The organism is Flavobacterium sp., from assembly GCF_030146175.1.
GTDB lineage: Bacteria > Bacteroidota > Bacteroidia > Flavobacteriales > Flavobacteriaceae > Flavobacterium.
The window spans coordinates 1-20,662 of the sequence record NZ_JASLCE010000037.1 but is presented as its reverse complement, the minus strand read 5'-3'; the positions used below and the strand labels follow the sequence as shown (position 1 = coordinate 20,662).

Sequence of the window (20,662 nt, the reverse complement as noted above, 5' to 3'; positions counted from 1 at the left end):
ACATTACGATTTTCTAATCGTTAAAAACACATAAAAAAACACTCATAAAATGAGTGTTTTTTTACTATTCCTTTGCTCTTGGAGTTACCGGTGCAGGTGTTGCCGCCGGTTCCGGTTTTGGTTCCGAAGGTGTTGGCGGTGATGCTGGTGCCGATGTACCTTTGTATTCGGTTTCCGGAACTTCTTCTCCCGTTTTACTAAATACTTTTATTTTAGGATTGTCTTTGTTTCCTGTAATCACAACCGGAATTCCGATTAGTCCGAATGGCGGTAATCCCAAACGCATTCTCAGATTCATCTGACCGGCAAAGTTAGTTTGCCCTTTGAATTTTAAACGGAATAAAGCCACTTTGATCAATGTTTCATCAATAGTGATCACATTATTTTTAATATTCGAATTGATTTCTACTTCACTTAAATCCGGGTTATCAATACCATCGGATCCTGTTTTTTTACTGATAGCCGAAAACAATTTCAGTCCTTTTATTTTTACTTTTTTAACCGTTACCACACCGTCTCCTTTTAACGATGGCATAATCGGTTGCATGTTCTGATCCAGTACGCCGCGTAAACGGTAATCGACACCTATGATACCTTCGGCTTTTTCGGCCGATGTCATTAAATCGCGGAATAATTTTACTTCGCGATAGGCACGGTTTACGTCAAAATCTTTTGCCTGGTAACGCAGACTAAAGTTCGCTTTATCGGCACTTACATCGTCGTATACACCATCCAATGTCATCCGACTTCCGATAATCCCTACACCGGCATTACGCAACATGATTTTTCCTTTTTTGACCATTGCTTTTCCAGACATGTCATTCAGTACCAAACCGTCGTAGTCTATTTTTTTAGCATTGGCTACAACCGAAACATTCAGATTCGTAGGTACGACAACAACACCAGTTGGTTCTTTCGGTTTTGTTTTTTTTGCATTGACCTTGGAATTATTTGTTTTGACACCATCCGGATTGTAGGCCATAAATTCGTTAACATTCAGAAAATCGGACTGCAACGCGAAGTTTCCGGAAAGGACACTTTTATCGTTCAATACATAGTTGATCACATTTTGTAACTGACCATTCAAATTAAAATCCGACTGTCCATAGCCCGCTTTAAAATCGTTAAAAAACATTTTGTCGCGATCAAATCGGAACAAGCCTTCTTTGATTAGGAACGGTTTTGGGAAAAACTGCGATTTTGCCGTAATATCCCGTAACACCAAGGTTCCTTTGTTATTCATTTTACCATACTGACCCGTAGTCGCATAGCTTTGTTTTCCTTGTAAAAACAAATCGGCTTTGATATATCCTTTTAAGTCAAGTCCTTCCTGACGGAATACTTTATAGACTTTTGCGACGTCAATTTCACCCTTAGCTTTGACTTTATAAGCCAGGTCTTCAAAATTCGATAAATCGGCTGCGACAAACACCGGGTTGCCTTCAAAATGAAATGAGGCCGGCGTTACTTTTACTATAAGATCTTTATAACTACCGGTTGTATTTTTGATGCGCGCATTGATTCGGATGGAATCGATCGGGTTTGGATAATACGGCGTTTTTAATCGTCCGCCTTGTAGCGCTAAAAATCCATCAGTAACCGGAAATAGTTTTTGAGCCGCATCATAATCGCCTTTGGCCTTGATACTCGTGGTTAGCAATCCTTTGATTTCTACCTTTTCCAATCCCAAAGCGCGGTTTAATTTTTCCAGATCCAGTTTGGCCTTCATATCCGTGTTTACGTTGATATGTTTGGTTCCTTTGGAATACAGTTTTCCAGCCAAAAAGTCTTTTCCGACATTAAAGTGGATCGAATCCATATCGATTTCCAATAAATCCGGATTTAACGACGGCATTCGGGTGTTAAATTTTAAAAAGATATTCGAAGTCGGAAACGGCGTATCTTTATAAGCGATATAACCGTCGCGGATATTAACCGCCAATCCTAAATCGGGTTTTTTATTTTGAGAAGCGTTGTAGATTCCTTTAAATGTGAACAACACATCCGTTTGTCCCTGCACTTTTGTTTTTTCCAACCAGGTTACATAAGCCGGCGGCATTGCAGTGAACAAATCGTTTAGGTTACTATTTTGGGTTTCTACATGAATATCGATATCGTATCCATCTTTCAGAAAGTTGAGCTTCCCGATAAATTTAACCGGAAGCTTGTTTATTTTCAGGTTATTTTGTCTAAAAACAAATGACAGGGAATTCGTATTGATCCGCGTCAATAAGTCGGCATTAACCACTTTGTTTTTCAGATAAGTTTCCCCGTCAAAAGCGAAATCCAGCGATCCGATTCGCGCCTTAGTCGTTAGATCAAAAATGGACTTGTCCAAGTCACCTTTTCCGATATAATTAAAATCTTTCGCATCGATCGCTACTTTGGCCGAAAGGTCGTTGTATTTTAAATCGACATTTTTAATTTCGATCCGATCCAGTCGAATGGAAGCCGATTCTGTAGTATCCGCTGTTTTTGGCGCATTCGAAATATAGACATTATAATTCGCGTGTCCGTGTTCGTCTACTTTGATATTCGCCTGTCCATCGGATAAATAGATCTCGTCAATACTCACCTGATTGTCGAAAATAAGCCGCTTCAGATTAATTCCGAAGGCCACCTCTTTTGCCGCCACCAAAGTATCGTTTCGATACGGTGCCGATCCTTTTAACGAAAATTCATCCAGCGAAACCGTTAACGACGGAAAATGCTTATAAAACGACAGATGCGTTTCTTTAAAATTCAGTTCGCCATCCAGTTTTTGATTCGCGGCTTTTTTTACCTGTTCGGCAATGGTTCCCGGAAACAGCAACGGAATCAGGAATAATAACAACAATATGCTACCGATTGTGATTCCAGTGATCTTAAGGGTCTTGAGGATTATATTTTTAGGGGAGCGCTTCATACTACAAAAGTACTATCTAATTTTCAAATTTTAACAGAATATTCCGTATTCGGCTCATAAAAATTCGTTAACAAAATGTGCCATAACCGACGGTAATCACTTTTTCTGTTATTTTTACATAACTAAATTAATCAAAATAACATCATGATTACAAAAACTGTTCTGATTCTTACAACTGTGGGAATGTCTTTACTTTCAGGGAACGATGACAAGTCCAAGCGAAACGGCGATCCAACCAATCCGCTTTTGGCCGCGTACAACACTCCTTACGAGGTTCCTCCTTTCCATTTGATTAAAAACGAACATTTTAAACCGGCTTTACTGGAAGGTATTAAAATCCACCAACAGGAAATTGACGCCATTGCTAATAATCCGGCCAAACCGACATTCGATAATACCATTTTGGCTCTTGAAAATGCAGGACAACTTTTAAACCGGGTTGCGACTGTTTTTGGTAATATGAGTTCGGCCAACACAAACGATCAGTTACAGGCGATCGCTCAGGAAATGGCTCCAATCTCGTCCAAACACAACGATAACATCTATTTGAACGAGAAATTATTTGCCCGGGTAAAAACCGTTTGGGATGCCCGTAAAACCTTAAAACTAACTCCGGAACAATCCCGTTTACTGGAAAAAAAATACAAAGCCTTTGTACGCAGTGGCGCCAATCTGTCGGATGCTGACAAAGAAAAGCTACGCAAAATCAACAGTGAGTTATCGTTGTTATCCTTAAAGTTTGGTAACAACATTCTGAAAGAAAACAATGCCTACGAACTGGTGATTGATAAAAAAGCCGATCTGGCTGGTTTACCCGACGAACTGATCGTTGCTGCGGCGGCCAAAGCCAAAGCTTCCGGAAAGGACGGAAAGTGGGTATTTACACTAAGTAATTCGAGTGTGATGCCATTCCTGCAATATGCTTCCAATCGCGAACTGCGCAAACAAATCTGGACAGCTTATCAAAACCGCGGCAACAATAATAACGAATTCGACAACAAACAAAATCTGATCCAGATGGCTAACCTTCGTGGTGAAAAAGCACGCTTACTGGGTTATAAAAACCATGCAGCCTATGTATTGGAAGAAAGTATGGCTAAAACTCCGGAAAAAGCAACCGAATTGTTAACCAAGCTTTGGAAACCGGCCCTTGAAAAAGCAAAACTAGAAACTGCCGATATCAAAAAAATGATGGTTGCCGATGGTATTTCCGGTGACGTACAACCGTATGACTGGCGTTATTATGCTGAAAAAATCCGTAAGGAACGTTATAATCTGGACGAACAGGAAGTAAAACCGTATTTCAGCATTCAGAATGTACAACAGGGTATTTTTAAAGTAACTGAAAATCTTTATGGGTTGAAATTCGAAGAACTAAAAGATGTTCCGAAATACCATGAAGACGTTACCGTTTGGAAAGTTATGGAAAAAGACGGAACTCAGGTGGGTACTTTATATATGGATTTCTATTCGCGTGCTTCCAAAAACGGTGGTGCCTGGATGACATCCTACCGTGCGCAACAAATGGAAAACGGAAAACGTATTCCTCCGGTAATTTCAATTGTTTGTAATTATTCCAAACCAATTGGCGACGCACCTACCCTATTAACATTTGACGAAACGACAACATTCTTCCATGAATTCGGTCATGCGTTACACGGTTTATTGTCGAACGTAAATTACCAGAGTATGGCCGGAACTGCAGTTCCAAGAGACTTCGTCGAGTTACCGTCTCAGGTTATGGAAAACTGGGCTGCCGAACCTGAAGTTTTAAAAATGTATGCCAAACATTACCAAACCGGAGCTGTAATTCCCGATGCACTGATTGAAAAATTACAAAAATCCGGTACTTTCGACCAGGGATTTGCCACTATAGAATACCTGGCTGCTTCGTTACTGGATATGGAATACCATACGCAAACCGGAGCCATCACACAGGACGCTACTGCATTTGAAGCCAATTCCATGAAGAAAATCGGATTGATCAATTCTATTATTCCACGTTACAGAAGTACGTATTTTAACCATGTTTTTGCCGGTGGTTATTCGGCCGGTTACTATAGCTATATCTGGTCCGGAGTTTTGGATACCGATGCGTTTGAAGCCTTTAAAAGCACTTCGCTATTCAATCAGGAAAAAGCCAAAGCCTTCCGTAAATACATCCTTGAAAAAGGAGGAACAGAAGATCCAATGATCCTTTATAAAAAATTCCGTGGCGAAGAACCCAATATCACACCGCTACTCAACAAACGCGGTTTGAACAATGGTAACAAACTATTGAAAAACTAAACGAAAAGAGGTTGTCTATTTAAGACAACCTCTTTTTTATATCAATCCATACTTATTAATTTTGAGGTCTTGTGAGGTAAAACGGAAGTCAAATTGATTAATAATGCTATAGCCCTAAGCATAAATCGTACCTTAGTTATCTAACTTATATAAGCCATGTACAGTCCAAAACAAATAGCCAACTACTTCCTAGCCAACTATAGCGATGGCAAAAACATAACCCCCATGAAACTAATCAAACTGGTCTACATCGCTCATGGCTGGTATCTCGGAATTACAGACAACGCCCTAATAGACGAAAACCCGGAAGCCTGGAAATATGGCCCGGTAATTCCCAGCCTCTACCATCGCTACAAAAGATATGGAAACGCTCCAATCGAAAAATACAACGGAACCCCCACCTTAGGTAACAAGGAAGATGAAAACTTTCTCGACAAAATATGGGAAGTCTACGGTCAATACAACGGTATCGAACTAAGTGCCAAAACCCATCAGGAAGACTCTCCCTGGTCGTGCGTATGGAATACGATAAAAAACAATGATTACTTTTCCTTGCAAATACCCGATACCTACATAAAAGAACACTATAAATACCTTTTAAAACAAAATCAGAAAAAACAACTTGGATAAATATGCCGTCTGATTTAAAAAATAATTTGAATTACATCGTTTCGGAATCAAACGACACCGATGATAAATCAAAAAAAGAAGAAGAAACATTTAAGAATCAGAAAAACTATCTCAAATACACTTGTAATGCTTTAAAAAACAAAAGGTATTCGATTAACACCAACCTTCGGATATACTTAGCAATTTGGTCTTCATTAATTGTAAGCTACTGGTTATGGAAAGTTGGTTCGATTTTGACAGCCAATAATAACAGCTACTGTTTATCCGACAACGTCTTAACCATTCTTTTAGGAACTACAACCCTAAATGTATTAGGCATCGTAGCCATTGCCATGTATGATATATTCAATGGGAAATCTGAAGACCGCATAAAATAAAAGTCCCGCCAATGACGGGACTTTTATTTTATCCGTGGTATACACGCGAAGCGATTATTTTTCCATTTTTCACATCGAGCACTTCGGCAACCAACATATCGTCTTCTCCTTCTACCTGACGAATATACTCCATAAAGATACGATCGGAATTAGCCGTTAACGATGTCACTTTATAATGCAAACTTGGCAAACGATTGAATGCATCCTGCCACCAGGCACGCATAGCCTCTTTTCCCACAACCAATCCTTTTGTTTCCGGTTGGTGGATTTTTAATTTCGGGCTAAAATGCTGCGCTTCCTCATCATAAAGCGATAATAATTTGTCAAGTTGCTTGGTATTGAACGCTTCAAACCAACGAAAAGCAATCGATTGTAATGTTTCTGGTGTCATTAGTACGGTAAAAAAATCCCGAAGCAAGCTTCAGGATTGTGGATTTATATATTTTTAAGGTTTATAATTTCCTGATCGGTCAGAAAACGCCAGTTTCCACGAGGCAAATTTTTCTTGGTTAGTCCGGCAAAAACAACACGGTCTACTTTAATCACATCATATTCCAGATGCTCGAAAATAGAACGTACAACTTTTACATTGGACGTTTTCATCTTTAAGCCGATTTCACTTTTCGGTTCGTTTTCGATATACGAAATCTCCTCTACATACACTCTAAAATTGTCGATCGTAAGTCCTTTTTGGATTTTTTCAAGATCTTCGAACTTCAAGTTACGATCCAGCGTTACCTGGTATACTTTTGACGAACGCTGGTTTGGTGCCGTAAATTTACGTACCATATCCGAATCGTTTGTAAACAATAACAATCCGGTTGTACTTTTATCCATACGTCCAACTGCCTGTAATTTTGCTTTGGTCGCATTGCGTACCAAATCCAACACATTTGTCGTATTTCCGTCGCCATCGCCAGCCGTCGTAAATCCTTTTGGCTTGTTTAGCAAAATGTATTCTTTTTTCTCCGGTGTAATCACCGTTCCGTCAAAGTTAACCACATCGCCCGGTTTTACCTTATATCCCATTTCGGTAATCGCCTCTCCATTCACTTTTACATTCCCCGATTGGATATAAATATCAGCGTCTCTACGAGAACAAACGCCGGAATTAGAAATATATTTATTCAGACGGATATCATCCGAAGCTGCTGTTTTAGGCGCTTTCGGCTTTTTTTCAAAGTCCGGTTTCGGTTTTGAGAAATTACTTTTTCTATCGTCTTTTTTAAAATTCGGTTTCCCTGCCGCATTTGATTTCTTTGGTCCAAAACCCGGTTTGCCGTTGGAAGAACCTCTTTTATTATTTCCTTTTCCGTTATTCATTTCGCTAAAAAATTTTTGCAAAGATACTATTTATCTCTTTGTGTGTTAAAAAAGTATTTTGAAAGATTGTTATAGTCCGGCCAGTAGTTTTTTTCCGTTTACCAAAACCGCAGGTTCAATTAGTACAATACAGAAAACGCCGGCTACAATAAGCGTTTTCAAGATGATATGCAACTGAACATATTCTTCCCGGGTTTCCGATTTCCATAATAACCGGATAAAGTACATCAAGATGATCAATGCTATATAAAAGTAAATATCCATATAGCCTACATCGTATTTTTCGACCAGGATAAACACCGGAATAACCGTTGCTATCGTTAAAGCCGTTATCATTTTTTTGGATACGTTTGTTCCGAAACGAACCGGAATGGTCTGATAATCGGATGCCAAATCCCCTTTGATATTTTCCAGATCTTTGATCATTTCACGAATCAGGATCAATAGAAAAAGAAATCCCGCATGGGCAAAAATTACGTGGTAAAAGTTTTTAAAATACAGCAATATTCCGAAAAACGGCATTACCGCAAGGACAGCCGCTGTCAGATTTCCGACAATCGGGTATTTTTTAAGCTTGTGCGAATAAAACCAGATCAGAAAAATATAGGCTGCAAAAAAGAAAGCCGCCCGCCAGGATATGATATATGCCAGACCTGTTGCGAGAAAATTTAGTCCGAAGTAAACTTTTAACTTGGTTTGCTGACTTACCAATCGGTCCAACATCGATTTATTCGGACGATTGATCAGGTCTTTCTGTGCATCGTAAAAATTATTGATAATATATCCGGAAGCAATCGTTAGCGTCGATACAAACACCAGAATAAACAAACGCCAATCCAGAATCACATCCAATGCGCGTTCATCTTTGGCCAAAATAAAGATCGACGACAGGTATTGCGCCAATACAATAATCGGAATATTATACCCGCGTACCACAGAAAACAAACTGAGGATCTTCATCAAAGTCAATTTGGATTTACGGGTAAGCATGGTTTAGGCTATTAATTTATCGTCCGCGGAATTTTCCGACCGAAAAGTTATAAATTAGAATTGATAAACAACCTCTAACTTATAATCTTTTAAGGATTCTTTAGCTTTTTCCAGATTTTGAGTAAATCCAAGTATGTAGCCACCGCCACCGGAGCCACATAATTTCAGGTAGTAATCGTTGGTATCGATCCCTTTTTGCCATACCTGGTGGAATTGTTCCGGAATCATCGGTTTAAAGTTGTTCAGCACTACTTTCGATAATTTTTTGGTATTGGAAAATAAGGATTTCACATCGCCGTGCAGGAAGTTTTCCACACAGGCATCGGTATATTTTACGAATTGTGTTTTTAGCATTTTACGGAAACCCTGATCTTTTAGGTTTTCCATAAAGATATTCACCATCGGTGCGGTTTCGCCTACAATTCCAGAGTCGATCAGGAATACCGCTCCTTTACCTTCGGTACTTTGTGACGGAATACCGGTTGGTTCGATATGATCTTTGGAATTGATCAATATAGGCAGACTCAAATAGCTGTTTAGCGGATCCAATCCGGAGCTTTTTCCGTGGAAAAAGGATTCCATCTGGGCAAAGATATTTTTTAACTGCAGTAATTTTTCACGCGTGAGGTTTTCCAATACGGTAATTTTGTGATTGGCATATTTATCATAAATAGCCGCCACCAAAGCACCGCTACTTCCTACTCCATACCCTTGCGGAATACTGGAATCGAAATACATGCCCTGAGCCACATCGGCATTTAAGGCTTCCATATTAAAGGTTACCAATTCCGGGTTTTCTTCCTGAAGATCTTCCAGATAGGCTGTAAAACGTTGTAAAGCTGCATTTGATTTTATCGATTCCGAAGTTGGGTTTTCGGCTATTTTTAAGGCTCCGTTATAAAAATTATACGGGATGGATAACCCCTTGGAATCTTTGATAATACCATACTCTCCGAAGAGTAAAATTTTCGAGTAAAAAAGTGGTCCTTTCATATACGTATTTCCTGCTTTAGAAACGGTTTACCGCTAAATCTAGTATAAAGGTAGTGAAAAAAAGTTTTAATTGATCTTTTCGCTTCCTTTTCCGATTTCGTCACAAATGTACTGACTGTTTTGACAATAGCCAACTAATTCCTGCTGAATAAATGCCAATACTTTTTCTTTTACCGATTCCGGATATAAGACGTGTACGTTTGCTCCGGCATCGAGTGTAAAACACACCGGTATTCCGGTTTCATTTCTGTATTTCCAGATGTGGTTGATGATTTCCAGCGTATTGGGTTTCATCAGGATATAATACGGCATGGAAGTGAGCATCATAGCGTGTAACGTGAGCGCTTCACTTTCCACGATTTTAATAAAGTTATCCACATCGCCTGTCTCCAGGATATTTTTGATTTGCGACAGATTAACATGCGCCTGTTCAAATCGCTTTTCGGCATACGGATGATTGTGCATCAAATCGTGTCCAACCGTACTCGATACTTGTTTTTCACCTTTGTCAACCAACAATATCGTGTCCTGATAGTTTTCAAAATTCTTATGAACCGTTCCCGGAAATTCCACTCCAAACAAATCGGAACTCCCTTCAATTTCTTTATGCATCCCCCAAACCACAACATTCCCTTTTACGCTTCGGCAGGCACTTCCCGATCCCAAACGCGCCAGAAATGACGCTTTACTATAAAAATAGGCCTCTTCCATTTGTGGATGTAAGGTCTTTTCCAGACTCATGATATTCATCGCTAATGCCGCCATTCCGGAAGCCGACGAAGCAATACCCGAACTATGCGGAAAGGTGTTTAAGGTATCAATAACAAAATGGTAGTTTTTCAGATACGGACAATACGTCTCAATTCGCTCGAAAAACTTCTGGATTTTCGGTCTAAAGGATTCTTTTTCTTTCCCTTCAAATAACAGATCAAACGAAAAATCGGTAGTGGATTCTTTTTTAGAAAAAGACATTTTTGTGATGGTTTTACAATTATTAAGTGTAAAACTCACCGACGGATTGGCCGGAATCTGGTGTTCTTTTTTCCCCCAGTATTTTACCAGAGCGATATTACTGGGCGCACTCCATTCGAAACTCCCGTTTTTCACACCATCCAACGTTCCGTTGTAAACAAAATCTTTTTCTAAAAACATATCCTTAAAAATTTACGCAAAGATACTTTTTTTGAAATAGCGATCAATTGGAAAAAATTGCCGGAATTCGCTTATTTTTGGAGTATGAAAAACATCACCCGTATATTAATGATCGTGGTAACCTGTCTGGTGGTAGGTTATTTTTCCGGAATTGTAACCCGTGGCAGTATTGAAACCTGGTATCCTACTTTGGTAAAACCATCGTTTAATCCGCCCAACTGGTTGTTTCCTCCGGTATGGACCACGCTTTATATTTTAATGGGAATTGCCGCCGGACTGGTTTGGAATCGTATCGATTTTGAACGCGATGCTGTTAAAAGAGCCTTATTGTTCTTTGCCATTCAATTGGGATTAAATGCCTTGTGGTCGTATTTGTTTTTCGGACTCCACAATATTTTATTAGCCTTAGTCGAATTGGTATTATTATGGCTGATCATCTATGAAACCTATCTTTCTTTTAAAAAGATCAACAAAATAGCCGGCTACCTGTTACTTCCTTATCTCGCCTGGGTTACTTTTGCAGGCGTGTTAAACGCAAGCATATGGCAACTTAATTAACATTACACTGTATTTTTTAACTAAAAACAAATAAATAAAAGACTTTTTTGGTTAAATTTGAGAATATAATCAAATTTGATCGATATGTCAAAAAAAGCTACTTACCTTCTTGGTATACTGGCAACCTTAATTATCGGTTGTTTTTTATACCATCAATTTTGTTGCGTCCCCTGTGGCACTGCCTGTCTTAAAAAAGACAAGACAGTTATTCTCAGCCCGGACAGTACCGCACTCCATCCGACCTATCCGTTTGCCCTGAACAGCAACGATTTTCATTTTACCACACAGAACAATTTTAATTTTTTAAAGAACGATTTTAAAAAATTACTACCTATTGACGATTCGATCACGCTCGCTACCAATTCGCTAAAGGCTTTTTTCGAAAAGAATACAGCTACCTTAAAGATCACCGGTTTTACCCGTAAAGACGAAGTCAATAATTCTATTTTCCCAAATCTGGGTTATGCGCGGGCTAATGATGTCAAAAATTATTTTATTGCTCAGGGAATTCCTTCCGCTAAAATTGAAATCAATGGTGTTATTAGTGATGCTATAATGGTTCAGAACGAAACACTTCTCGGACCGGTTACTTTCGACCTCATCAAACCTACTTCCGAAACCAAGCCGGAAACAGACTGGCAAGCTATTAAAACACAATTAAATTCCGATCCGCTGACACTCTATTTTGACACCGGTCAAACGCAGATCGCCCTGACCGAAACCGACCGTCAGAAAATAGCGAATATGATTCATTATATCGATCATGTGGAAAATGCGAAACTGGATGTCGTCGGTTATACAGACAATGTCGGCAATCGCGAAACCAATATCCATATTGGGCAACAACGTGCTGATTTTGCTAAAAATTACCTTATCCAAAATGGCGTCGCTCCGGATAAAATCAACAGCAATTCCAAAGGCTCGGACAATCCGTTGCAAAGCAATGCAACCAAAGAAGGACAGGCCAAAAACAGACGTACCGTAATCACGATTCACTAATCTAACACCATCCACATATGAATGCACCATGTATACTCATCCCAGCCATAACAGGTCTAATCTGTGCGTTATTAGGTTATTTACTTGGTAAATCATCCGCAACGGGTAATCAGAATTCCAAACAATTACAAATTGACCTGGATAATTGCCGGTCTAAATCCGCAACACTTGCAGCCGAACTGGATGCTCTAAAACGTCAGGGTTCCTCTTTAGGATTTGCCGCCACTCCTATAATTGAACCTTTTAATGCCGAGTTGGCCGCTTCGGTACTGGGTAAAAAAATTACCGAAAACGATCTGAAAATCATCGAAGGTGTCGGACCTAAAATCGAAGAATTATTTAACACTTCGGGGATATTTTCCTGGAAAGCATTATCGGAAACTTCGGTAGACCGTTGTAATGAGATTCTGCATAAGGCCGGCGAACGTTTTGCCATGCATAATCCGACAACATGGCCGCGACAAGCCCGAATGGCGTACGAAGGAAAATGGCAGGAATTAAAAGAATGGCAGGACAAACTCGACGGCGGACGCGAATAAACACAAATCTGTAAAAAAATAAAGCCTGTCGGAATATGATTCCGACAGGCTTTTTATGTGTTATATTCTTATTATTCTTTTATAATTTTATGTCTTTCCACGCCTTTTTCCGTTGTGATTTCAATAACGTACAATCCCTGTTTAAGATTACTAAGATCCAATTGCTGAAGATCGCTACCTTTTTTGTTTAGCTCCGTTTTTACGATGGTATTACTTAAATCATATATAGTATAACCGGACACTTTTTCTTTGGTAGTAATATTTACGACGTCTTTTACCGGATTCGGGAACAACTTCATTCCGGCTGTATTTTCTTCACTAAGGAATTGATCCATAACATCCGAATCGGCTATTTCTATTACCGATGCCATTCTACAATTCGGATCTACCCGAACCAGAGCTGTTTTACAATTCCATTCCGGTTCGCCCACACAAACACTTATACGATAATAACGGTCCTGTCCAGCAAAATTCGCCGGACTCTGAATGGTTCCTCCTTTTAAGATTGCCAATGCCGGATTCGATTGTACCTGAGTAGGTGTAGGTGCCGTAAAATAATTAGGACTCAAAAGCATTGTACTTTGTACCGGGATACCATTTGGAGCCTGACCAGGAAACCATCCGCCCCATTCTAAATTTCCGGTTCTATCCCACCAACGGTTACATTCGGATACTCCTAAGAAATAATCCGACTCATTAGCCGTAATAGCAGCATCCAAATTTAATACCGATGCACAAATACTCATCGGCGAACCATCAGCAGGAACAGTCATTCCGTTTATTGTAAAATCCGGAACTGCTTTCTTTTTTACCACAACAGTACCGATACTGGTATATTTTTCTTCATTGGCCATAGTAGCACAAGTCGTTCCTGCATTACCCGTTGGATTAAAAACCACCTTAACGCGGTATTCGTATTTTGTCCCGTGTACCTGATGAATCATACAGGTTCCGGAATAAGAACTTACTACTCCCGGATTAGGAAATAACGAATCGGGAGTTACACTTCCCCAAAGACCGGTACCGGTTGTCATATCTCTACGCTCTAAAGCTAACGAATAGGTACCGGAACACAATGTATTGGAATAGGACGAAACGGTAATTCGAACTTCATAATAAGCCGGATAAACTGTACTGTTTGGATATACCGTTATCGATGTACCCAATGCCGGATAAAATTGCATGTTGGCCGTTAAAGCCGCAAACAGATTTGTACTCATAAAGAGTAAAAATGCACAAAGAAGTAATGTTGTTTTTTTCATAAAATGTTTTTAAGGTTATTCAAACAAAAATGCTTTTTAAAGTTTAAAAAGCATTACTTAAATCGCATTTTGTGATGAATTATATATAAAATAGTGACGTAATTTGACTTTTGTGATATAAAAACACAAATCCCACTTTTTGAAACATTCTTTTTCAATAATAAATAATCTTTTTTTGACAAAACAGAAAAACCTGTCAGGCATTTTACATCCTGACAGGTTTGCGATAAAAACGACAAGCTCTAAATCGTTTTTAACGTTATTTAGTTTTTCACTACTTTTTCTACAAACACACCTTCGTTGGTTTCGATCTCTACAAAATAGATACCTGGTTTTAAATGACTCAGATTGATCGACTGTTCTCCTTTTCCATTGCGGAATGCTCTGGATTCGTATACAAATCCACTTGGATCGATCACTTTAGCACTACGGATCTCTTTACCATCGGCAGGTGCGATATTCAGATCACTGTTGGTTGGGTTTGGATATACGTTGTATTTTTTACTATCGGCCGTATCAACCGTCATGTTTTCTGTAGCCTTTTGCACGAATACTGGATCCTGAGGTTGTGGCTCCAGCTTATTTAAGCATGTTCTAAATGTCTTAGCCCAACTATAGTCTGTCCACCCAATGCTTCCACTACTTACAATTTGCGTAATAGGTGTCCCCGAAATACTTGTTGCTTTATATACCAATTTAATGGTATAAGTTGAACTCGAAACACAATCGTAAAAACTTACAGCCGGATTTATTGTAGCTGTTGCTGCTCCAAAAGCAAAATTGGTTAATTTCTCATCCAGTCCACACGTATTTAACAAGTTGGAAACTCTTAAATATAGCTTACTCCCGTTTGTATAATTACCTGTAACATTAAATCCAATAGCCCCGCTATATAGAGGCGGATTCGTATTTGGTGTGTATTTACAGTAGGGTGCAAAACTTAAATTAACAGATGGAGCCGCTTCTCTGGTTACTATAACCTTAATATTATAGGTTGTTTTAAGTATGCTTGGTAAATCCGGTGCGCTATTTCGACACCATACATTCACCGTATAGCTATTGATCCCTACCGGCATAGGTCCGGGAATTGTTACTGTATTACTATTGGTTGTTGAGTTTACATACCCGGAAGCATTAGACACAATTAACTCTTTAAAATAAGTCGCACCACAAGTGTAAGGCACACTAGTGGTTCCCTGTGTAACGGTAAACGTTCCGGTTAATTGATTTGCAAAATACGGTATGGTTACATTATACGTATAAGTAACCGGACTTCCGGCAGTTGTTGGAGCCGGCATACTTAGTGCATTTGTCGTCCCTAAAGTAAAGGTTTGCGCATTAGACGAAAGAGCAGTAATTAAAAACATACAGCACATTAATGCCCCGGATTTTACATTAAAAATAATTTTTTTCATGTTTTAGGTTTTTAAAGTTGATACCACAAAACTATTGGCATCAAACACAAAAAACACCAGTAAAATCGCGATTTGTGACGAATACTATCCCAAATAGTGACGAAATCAATATTCTATATTTTTCTATTTTACAAACCCTATTTTTTTTGGGACGGTATTTTTGCTTGTTTTTATTTTTAAAAATCGTTTGATTCTATTCGAGAATAAACACCCTCAAATGCAACCGCTACAAAACGACAAAACCTGTCGGATATAATTACATCCGACAGGCTTTTTTTGGTTTTCTAATTTATTATTCTTTTATAATTCTATGTCTTTCCACTCCTTTTTCAGTAGTGATTTCGATAACATACAAGCCTTGTTGAAGATCATTAAGGTCTACTTGTTGAAGATCACTTCCTTTTTTGTTCTCCGCTGCTTTTACAATAGTATTGCTTAAATCGTAAATTCTATAGCTCATTACTTTTTCTTTCGTATCAATTTTCACGATGTCTTTTACCGGGTTCGGGAATAATTTAGTCCCACTGGTAGCTTCTTCACTTAACAAATCTTTTACAATCTCTCCTTCGGCTACTCCAACTACTGTTGCCGTTCTACAACCTGCATCCAAACGAACTAAAACCATTTTACAAGTCCATTCCGGTTCACCCACACAGATCTGAAGACGATAATAACGATCTTGTCCCGCTAAAGATGGCGGACTTTGTAATGTTCCGCTTTTTAAAATCACTAACGACGGACTCGCTGTAACCTGAGCGGGTGTTGGTGCTGTAAAATAAGATATGTTTTGCAACATTTTGTCCTGTACCGGGATATAATCAGGAGCCTGACCGGCAAACCATCCACCCCAGCTTAAATTTCCGGTACTTTCCCACCAACGGTTAGATTCGGTTACCCCCATAAAATAATCGGATTCGTTGGCTGTGATTCCTGCATGCATATACAATGTTTGCGATAAACAAATACCTATTGGCGAAGCATCGGCCGGAATGGCTATACCGTTTACAGTAAAATCCGGTACTGCTTTTGGTTTTACCTGAACACTTCCTTCATTGGTCGTTTTCGTTTCATTAGCCATAGTAGCACACGTTGTTCCTGATGCTCCGGTAGGATTGAATACAATTTTAACCCGATATTCAAATTTGGTATTATGTGCCTGATAAATCATACAGGTTCCGGAATACGATTCCACAACCCCTAGATTAGGAAATGCGGTATTTGGCACAACAGTACCCCAGGTTCCTGATGTACCACCAGTAACATTTCTACGTTCTAATGTGAGCGAGAAAGTTCCCGCACAAAACGTATTGGAATAGGACGAAACGGAAATTCGTACCTCATAATTCGCTGGATTTACCGTACTGTTCGGATAAACCACGATTGAAGTACCTAAAGCCGGAGAAAATTGCAAGTTCCCCGTTAGGGCTGCAAACAGGTTTGTACTCATTAAGAGTAAAAAAGCACAGAATAGTAATGCTGTTTTTTTCATAAAAAAGTTTTAAAGGTTACTGCTGCAAAACTATTTGCATCGCCAACTAAAACTCTTTAAAAATCGCATTTTGTGACAAACAACATCTTAAATAGTGACAAAACCGCCTTTAGTCTTTTTCCTGTTTTACAAACACCTTTTATTTCGGGATAGTATCTTATTCATTATTAGATCTTTATTTTAAAAAACGATTTTATCCAGTTCTTCGAGATAGGTTTCACCAACCGGAATTTCCTGTTTTTTGATAAATACCGTTTTTTTGGTTTTCTGCTCCACCTTGTCAATTCGTATGATATACGAACGATGCACTCTTAAAAACTCCAACGGATCGGGTACTTTACTGATAAAATCACCTATTTTACATCGCATGACGTATACTTTTTCTTCGGTAACAATATCCATATAGTTTCCGGAGGATTTGACATATAAAATGGTATTGGTTGGTATCCGTATTTCCTTGCCTTGTTCTTTAAAAACAAAATACTTTTCTTTCTTTTTGATCTTCCGCACCCATAATCGCAATAGTTCCCGGATAATATCTTTATTATAGCTTAGCACCCGAATTCTGAAAAACAGGTAAATCAATGCTGTCAATCCCGCTATTACTATAATAATAAACCACCAGGTTGTCCAGAAAGGATTCCGAACCGTAATGGGCAAACGAACCATCTCATCCGAAAAAAGACGGTTGTCTTCCAAAACCTGTACCTGTAATTCATAATGTCCCGGTGGAATAAATTCGTAGGCAATTTTGCGATCGCTGGTATAATTCCAATTCTCATGCAATCCTTTTAATTTGTACCGATATACCTGTTCTTTTCTGCCATAGGCAACCGATTCAATCCAAAAATCGAGCTGGTTTTTATCGTACGACAATGCCAATTGTTTTGTTGGCGTGTCCAAAACAGTGTTATTAACCGCTATTGAACTTAATCGCAGAAAGTATTTTCTCTTGTCAAAAATTGCTTCAAAATTGTTTTTTGCGATGCTACACAAACCATTAGCGGTAGCCACATATATGGTATCGTTCACAATTTCGACATCACGGATCTGGTTTTCCGACAAACCATCAGATGCTGTAATATAGCGTACCTTAAATGTACCATCTTTATCAAATGTAATCCTGTTGAGTCCATAGTTGGTACAAGCCCAAATGGTATTTTTATCTTCTATATATACTTCCGTCACCAAATCGTCCGACAATCCTTTTGATTTGTCAATATAGATTGTCTTACCCGTATGCGGATTGTAAACCACCACTCCGACACCCAAACTGGCGAGATAAAAAACTTTTCGTTCCGGTTCATAATCCATGTCATCAAATCGGTAATTGAGTAGCCGATTATTTATCGCAACGTATTTTTTTCCACCCTTACTCACTTTGATCCCTTTCATCGAAGCGCAATAATAATTCCCGTCATGTTCCGAAACATCATGTATTCGAAACAGTAAAGTGTCTACTTTACGAACCTGTACATCTTCAATTACATTCAAGAGGCCAAAGCGCGAGATAATCGGTACCGGCGTATCATCCGATGCTTTTAAAACGCCTCCGGTACAAATCATTTTTTTCCCCGTGTCCGTATAAAGTGTCTCATCCACCATATAATAGGTACATTTTTCAGCTTTATAATATTGTACAATTGCCGGTTTGTTTGTCAATCCGCGATGTAACAATACCAGTACTCCTTTTTTGTTTCTTTTATAAACATCGCCATTATAGCAACCTATAAACAGTTCTCCATCCTCATTACGGGTTAAGGAATGTACATACGTTCCTTTTAGTATATTTTTGGCTATTTTTTCTTCCTGTTCGTAAAAAACACCTCCATCAACTGTTGAAAACCATCGCGAATTGAAATTATCTTTAAAAACTCTTGAGACGGAATGACCATTAAGACCTCTTTTTACAACAGTTCCGTTTGTATCGTATACAAATATTCCCTTCCCTCTGTAACTGATCCAGAAATGATCAGCGTCATATTCGCCACTTTCCAGCGGTTCGGATTTTTCACCCGAAATAAGAAATGGATTTTTATTTTTTGGGTAAATCCACACCGATCTTTCCGAGTATACGACCTTAACATCCTTAAAACTGAAAAATCTTTTTACGGATTCTTTTATCCCGACATACGGTGGAAACGCTGATTTTTGTTCTGAAAAATATTCGATTCCTTGTTTTTTATTAATTTTTTGATAGTGAAAATACCGCGGTTCTTCCGTTGGAAGTTTGATTTTTGAGATACACGTAAGAGTGCCTTTCTGATCGATTTTAAGATAAAAACCGGAAGCCATAAAAAAATGTAAGGTGTTTTGAGCATCAACAGCTAAAGAAATGATTAAAGATCCGGATAGTTTTTTTTCTTTTAAATAATTCTCAATAACGTTATTGTACCGATAGGGTATAAATTTTTCAGATCCGTTTTTAAAATAAAACAGTTTGCCATTAAAGGTTGTACACCATACCTGACCGTTTTCCTGAGGAAAAAAATCGAAGACCGTAATATCGGTTAATCCGTCTTTGAGTTCGAACTTTTTAAATTTTGATCCATTGTAATTGGCCAATCCCCGATCGGTCGCAAACCACATGACGCCATTTTTATCCTGAAAAATATCGTAGACCTCATTACTGGGCAGTCCATTTTTCTGTTTAAAGTTTTTTAAAGTGACATTTTGCGCCATTACAATACTGTAAGGCAATAGAAATACTAACAGGATTAACCTGCAAACGGGTTTTAGGGGCATAAATCTTTATTCTAACACATCTTATGTGTTAAAAATAAAAATAATTCTCACAATTTTGATTATTAAAATGTCAATTTGAGAAGTTTTTAGCCACAAGAAATCCGCCAGTCCAGGCATTTTGAAAATTAAACCCTCCAGTAATCGCATCTATATCCAGAATTTCACCTGCAAAATACAAATCGGGCAGGATTTTACTTTCCATCGTTTTAAAATTAATCTCTTTTAAATCGACTCCTCCGGCGGTTACAAATTCTTCTTTAAAGGTGCTTTTCCCGTTTACATGATACTGACCGTTTACCAATTGTTCGGTAAGATTATCCAGTTGCTTACGGGACAAATCGGCCCATTTGGTTGCTTCCGTAATTCCGGAAGCCAATACAAGACTTTCCCATAAACGGTTCGGGAAATCAAATGGTGATTTTTTTGTAATTATCTTTTTAGCGTGTTCAATTTTGAGTTCACGAAGTAGTTCAGCCGTTTCTTCAAAATCGAGATCATTTAACCAGTTTACCTGTAGTACAAACTGGTAATTTTTAGCAAATAATTCGCGGGCACCCCAGGCTGAAAGTCGTAAGATTCCGGGACCACTCATTCCCCAATGTGTGATCAATAACGGACCAGAAGCCTGTAACCTACTACCTTTTACTTTGACAGTCGCCTGAGCCGAAACACCCATCAAATCTTTAATTCTGGGATCTTTAATATTAAAGGTAAAAAGAGACGGTACCGGTGGCACAATGGAATGCTCTAAGGTTTCCATCATTTCCCACATTTTTGGATTGCTACCCGTTGCCATTACTATTTTTGACGCTTTAAACGTATCACGTGTCGTTTCGACTTTCCAATAGTCTTCCCCTCGAAAAAGCGATTGTACGCTTTGTCCGGTCAGTACATCGATTCCTAGTTTTTTCACAGCCTGTTGAAAACAGTCGATTATGGTTTGCGAACTATCGGTTACCGGAAACATTCTTCCATCGTCTTCGATTTTCAGTTCCA

General features: G+C 38.7%; 17 protein-coding genes. 6 read left to right on the top strand and 11 right to left on the bottom strand.

From position 1 onward, the window contains the following. Positions 1 to 64: 64 nt before the first annotated feature. Positions 65 to 2,905: an AsmA family protein gene (locus tag Q1R07_RS04200; protein ID WP_300486310.1), complete on the bottom strand. Its 2,841-nt coding sequence runs from the start codon at positions 2,903 to 2,905 to the stop codon at positions 65 to 67. A gap of 144 nt (positions 2,906 to 3,049) precedes the next feature. Between Q1R07_RS04200 and Q1R07_RS04195 the strand changes: the two genes are divergently transcribed. From Q1R07_RS04195 to Q1R07_RS04185, 3 genes are all read left to right on the top strand, one after another. After that, a complete protein-coding gene (locus Q1R07_RS04195; protein WP_300486308.1) occupies positions 3,050 to 5,194 on the top strand; it encodes a M3 family metallopeptidase in 2,145 nt (714 codons plus the stop codon). A 225-nt stretch (positions 5,195 to 5,419) separates the two neighbouring features. Further along, positions 5,420 to 5,824: a type II toxin-antitoxin system antitoxin SocA domain-containing protein gene (locus Q1R07_RS04190; RefSeq protein WP_300486306.1), complete on the top strand. Its 405-nt coding sequence runs from the start codon at positions 5,420 to 5,422 to the stop codon at positions 5,822 to 5,824. 26 nt (positions 5,825 to 5,850) lie between these two features. Continuing rightward, positions 5,851 to 6,201 (top strand): hypothetical protein, encoded by a 351-nt coding sequence (locus Q1R07_RS04185; RefSeq protein WP_300486304.1) that lies wholly within the window; start codon positions 5,851 to 5,853, stop codon positions 6,199 to 6,201. A 28-nt stretch (positions 6,202 to 6,229) separates the two neighbouring features. On the opposite strand, the gene Q1R07_RS04180 is transcribed toward Q1R07_RS04185, so the two are convergent. The 5 genes from Q1R07_RS04180 to Q1R07_RS04160 form a co-directional block, all read right to left on the bottom strand. After that, the gene (locus Q1R07_RS04180) at positions 6,230 to 6,592 is read right to left on the bottom strand and encodes a nuclear transport factor 2 family protein (protein WP_300486302.1); all 363 of its coding nucleotides are present in this window, start codon (positions 6,590 to 6,592) and stop codon (positions 6,230 to 6,232) included. 44 nt (positions 6,593 to 6,636) lie between these two features. Further along, positions 6,637 to 7,524 carry a pseudouridine synthase gene (locus Q1R07_RS04175; protein ID WP_300486300.1) on the bottom strand — a complete coding sequence of 296 codons (888 nt, stop codon included), beginning with the start codon at positions 7,522 to 7,524 and terminating at the stop codon, positions 6,637 to 6,639. A 69-nt stretch (positions 7,525 to 7,593) separates the two neighbouring features. Continuing rightward, positions 7,594 to 8,514 carry a geranylgeranylglycerol-phosphate geranylgeranyltransferase gene (locus tag Q1R07_RS04170; protein ID WP_300486298.1) on the bottom strand — a complete coding sequence of 307 codons (921 nt, stop codon included), beginning with the start codon at positions 8,512 to 8,514 and terminating at the stop codon, positions 7,594 to 7,596. 54 nt (positions 8,515 to 8,568) lie between these two features. Further along, on the bottom strand, positions 8,569 to 9,507 hold the full coding sequence (locus tag Q1R07_RS04165; protein ID WP_300486296.1) for a mevalonate kinase: 939 nt from the start codon (positions 9,505 to 9,507) through the stop codon (positions 8,569 to 8,571). A 66-nt stretch (positions 9,508 to 9,573) separates the two neighbouring features. Next, a complete protein-coding gene (locus Q1R07_RS04160) occupies positions 9,574 to 10,659 on the bottom strand; it encodes a diphosphomevalonate decarboxylase (RefSeq protein WP_300486295.1) in 1,086 nt (361 codons plus the stop codon). A gap of 84 nt (positions 10,660 to 10,743) precedes the next feature. On the opposite strand from Q1R07_RS04160, the gene Q1R07_RS04155 reads away from it, so the two are divergent. The 3 genes from Q1R07_RS04155 (at position 10,744) to Q1R07_RS04145 (ending at position 12,755) form a co-directional block, all read left to right on the top strand. Beyond that, complete coding sequence (locus tag Q1R07_RS04155; RefSeq protein WP_300486293.1) at positions 10,744 to 11,217, top strand: TspO/MBR family protein; 474 nt, start codon at positions 10,744 to 10,746, stop codon at positions 11,215 to 11,217. An 84-nt stretch (positions 11,218 to 11,301) separates the two neighbouring features. Beyond that, the gene (locus tag Q1R07_RS04150; RefSeq protein ID WP_300486291.1) at positions 11,302 to 12,216 is read left to right on the top strand and encodes an OmpA family protein; all 915 of its coding nucleotides are present in this window, start codon (positions 11,302 to 11,304) and stop codon (positions 12,214 to 12,216) included. 17 nt (positions 12,217 to 12,233) lie between these two features. Next, on the top strand, positions 12,234 to 12,755 hold the full coding sequence (locus tag Q1R07_RS04145; RefSeq protein WP_300486290.1) for a hypothetical protein: 522 nt from the start codon (positions 12,234 to 12,236) through the stop codon (positions 12,753 to 12,755). A 71-nt stretch (positions 12,756 to 12,826) separates the two neighbouring features. Here Q1R07_RS04145 and Q1R07_RS04140 read toward each other — a convergent pair whose 3' ends face one another. The 5 genes from Q1R07_RS04140 to Q1R07_RS04120 all read right to left on the bottom strand — a co-directional run. Beyond that, positions 12,827 to 14,017 carry a T9SS type A sorting domain-containing protein gene (locus Q1R07_RS04140; RefSeq protein ID WP_300486289.1) on the bottom strand — a complete coding sequence of 397 codons (1,191 nt, stop codon included), beginning with the start codon at positions 14,015 to 14,017 and terminating at the stop codon, positions 12,827 to 12,829. Between the two features lie 263 nt (positions 14,018 to 14,280). Then, positions 14,281 to 15,432, bottom strand: coding sequence for a T9SS type A sorting domain-containing protein (locus tag Q1R07_RS04135; RefSeq protein WP_300486288.1), 1,152 nt, complete (start codon positions 15,430 to 15,432; stop codon positions 14,281 to 14,283). Between the two features lie 292 nt (positions 15,433 to 15,724). Then, positions 15,725 to 16,921 (bottom strand): T9SS type A sorting domain-containing protein, encoded by a 1,197-nt coding sequence (locus tag Q1R07_RS04130; RefSeq protein ID WP_300486287.1) that lies wholly within the window; start codon positions 16,919 to 16,921, stop codon positions 15,725 to 15,727. A 180-nt stretch (positions 16,922 to 17,101) separates the two neighbouring features. Further along, complete coding sequence (locus tag Q1R07_RS04125) at positions 17,102 to 19,666, bottom strand: LytTR family transcriptional regulator DNA-binding domain-containing protein (protein ID WP_300486285.1); 2,565 nt, start codon at positions 19,664 to 19,666, stop codon at positions 17,102 to 17,104. A gap of 70 nt (positions 19,667 to 19,736) precedes the next feature. Further along, on the bottom strand, positions 19,737 to 20,662 hold a 926-nt coding region (locus Q1R07_RS04120; RefSeq protein ID WP_300486282.1), incomplete at its 5' end, for an aminoacetone oxidase family FAD-binding enzyme.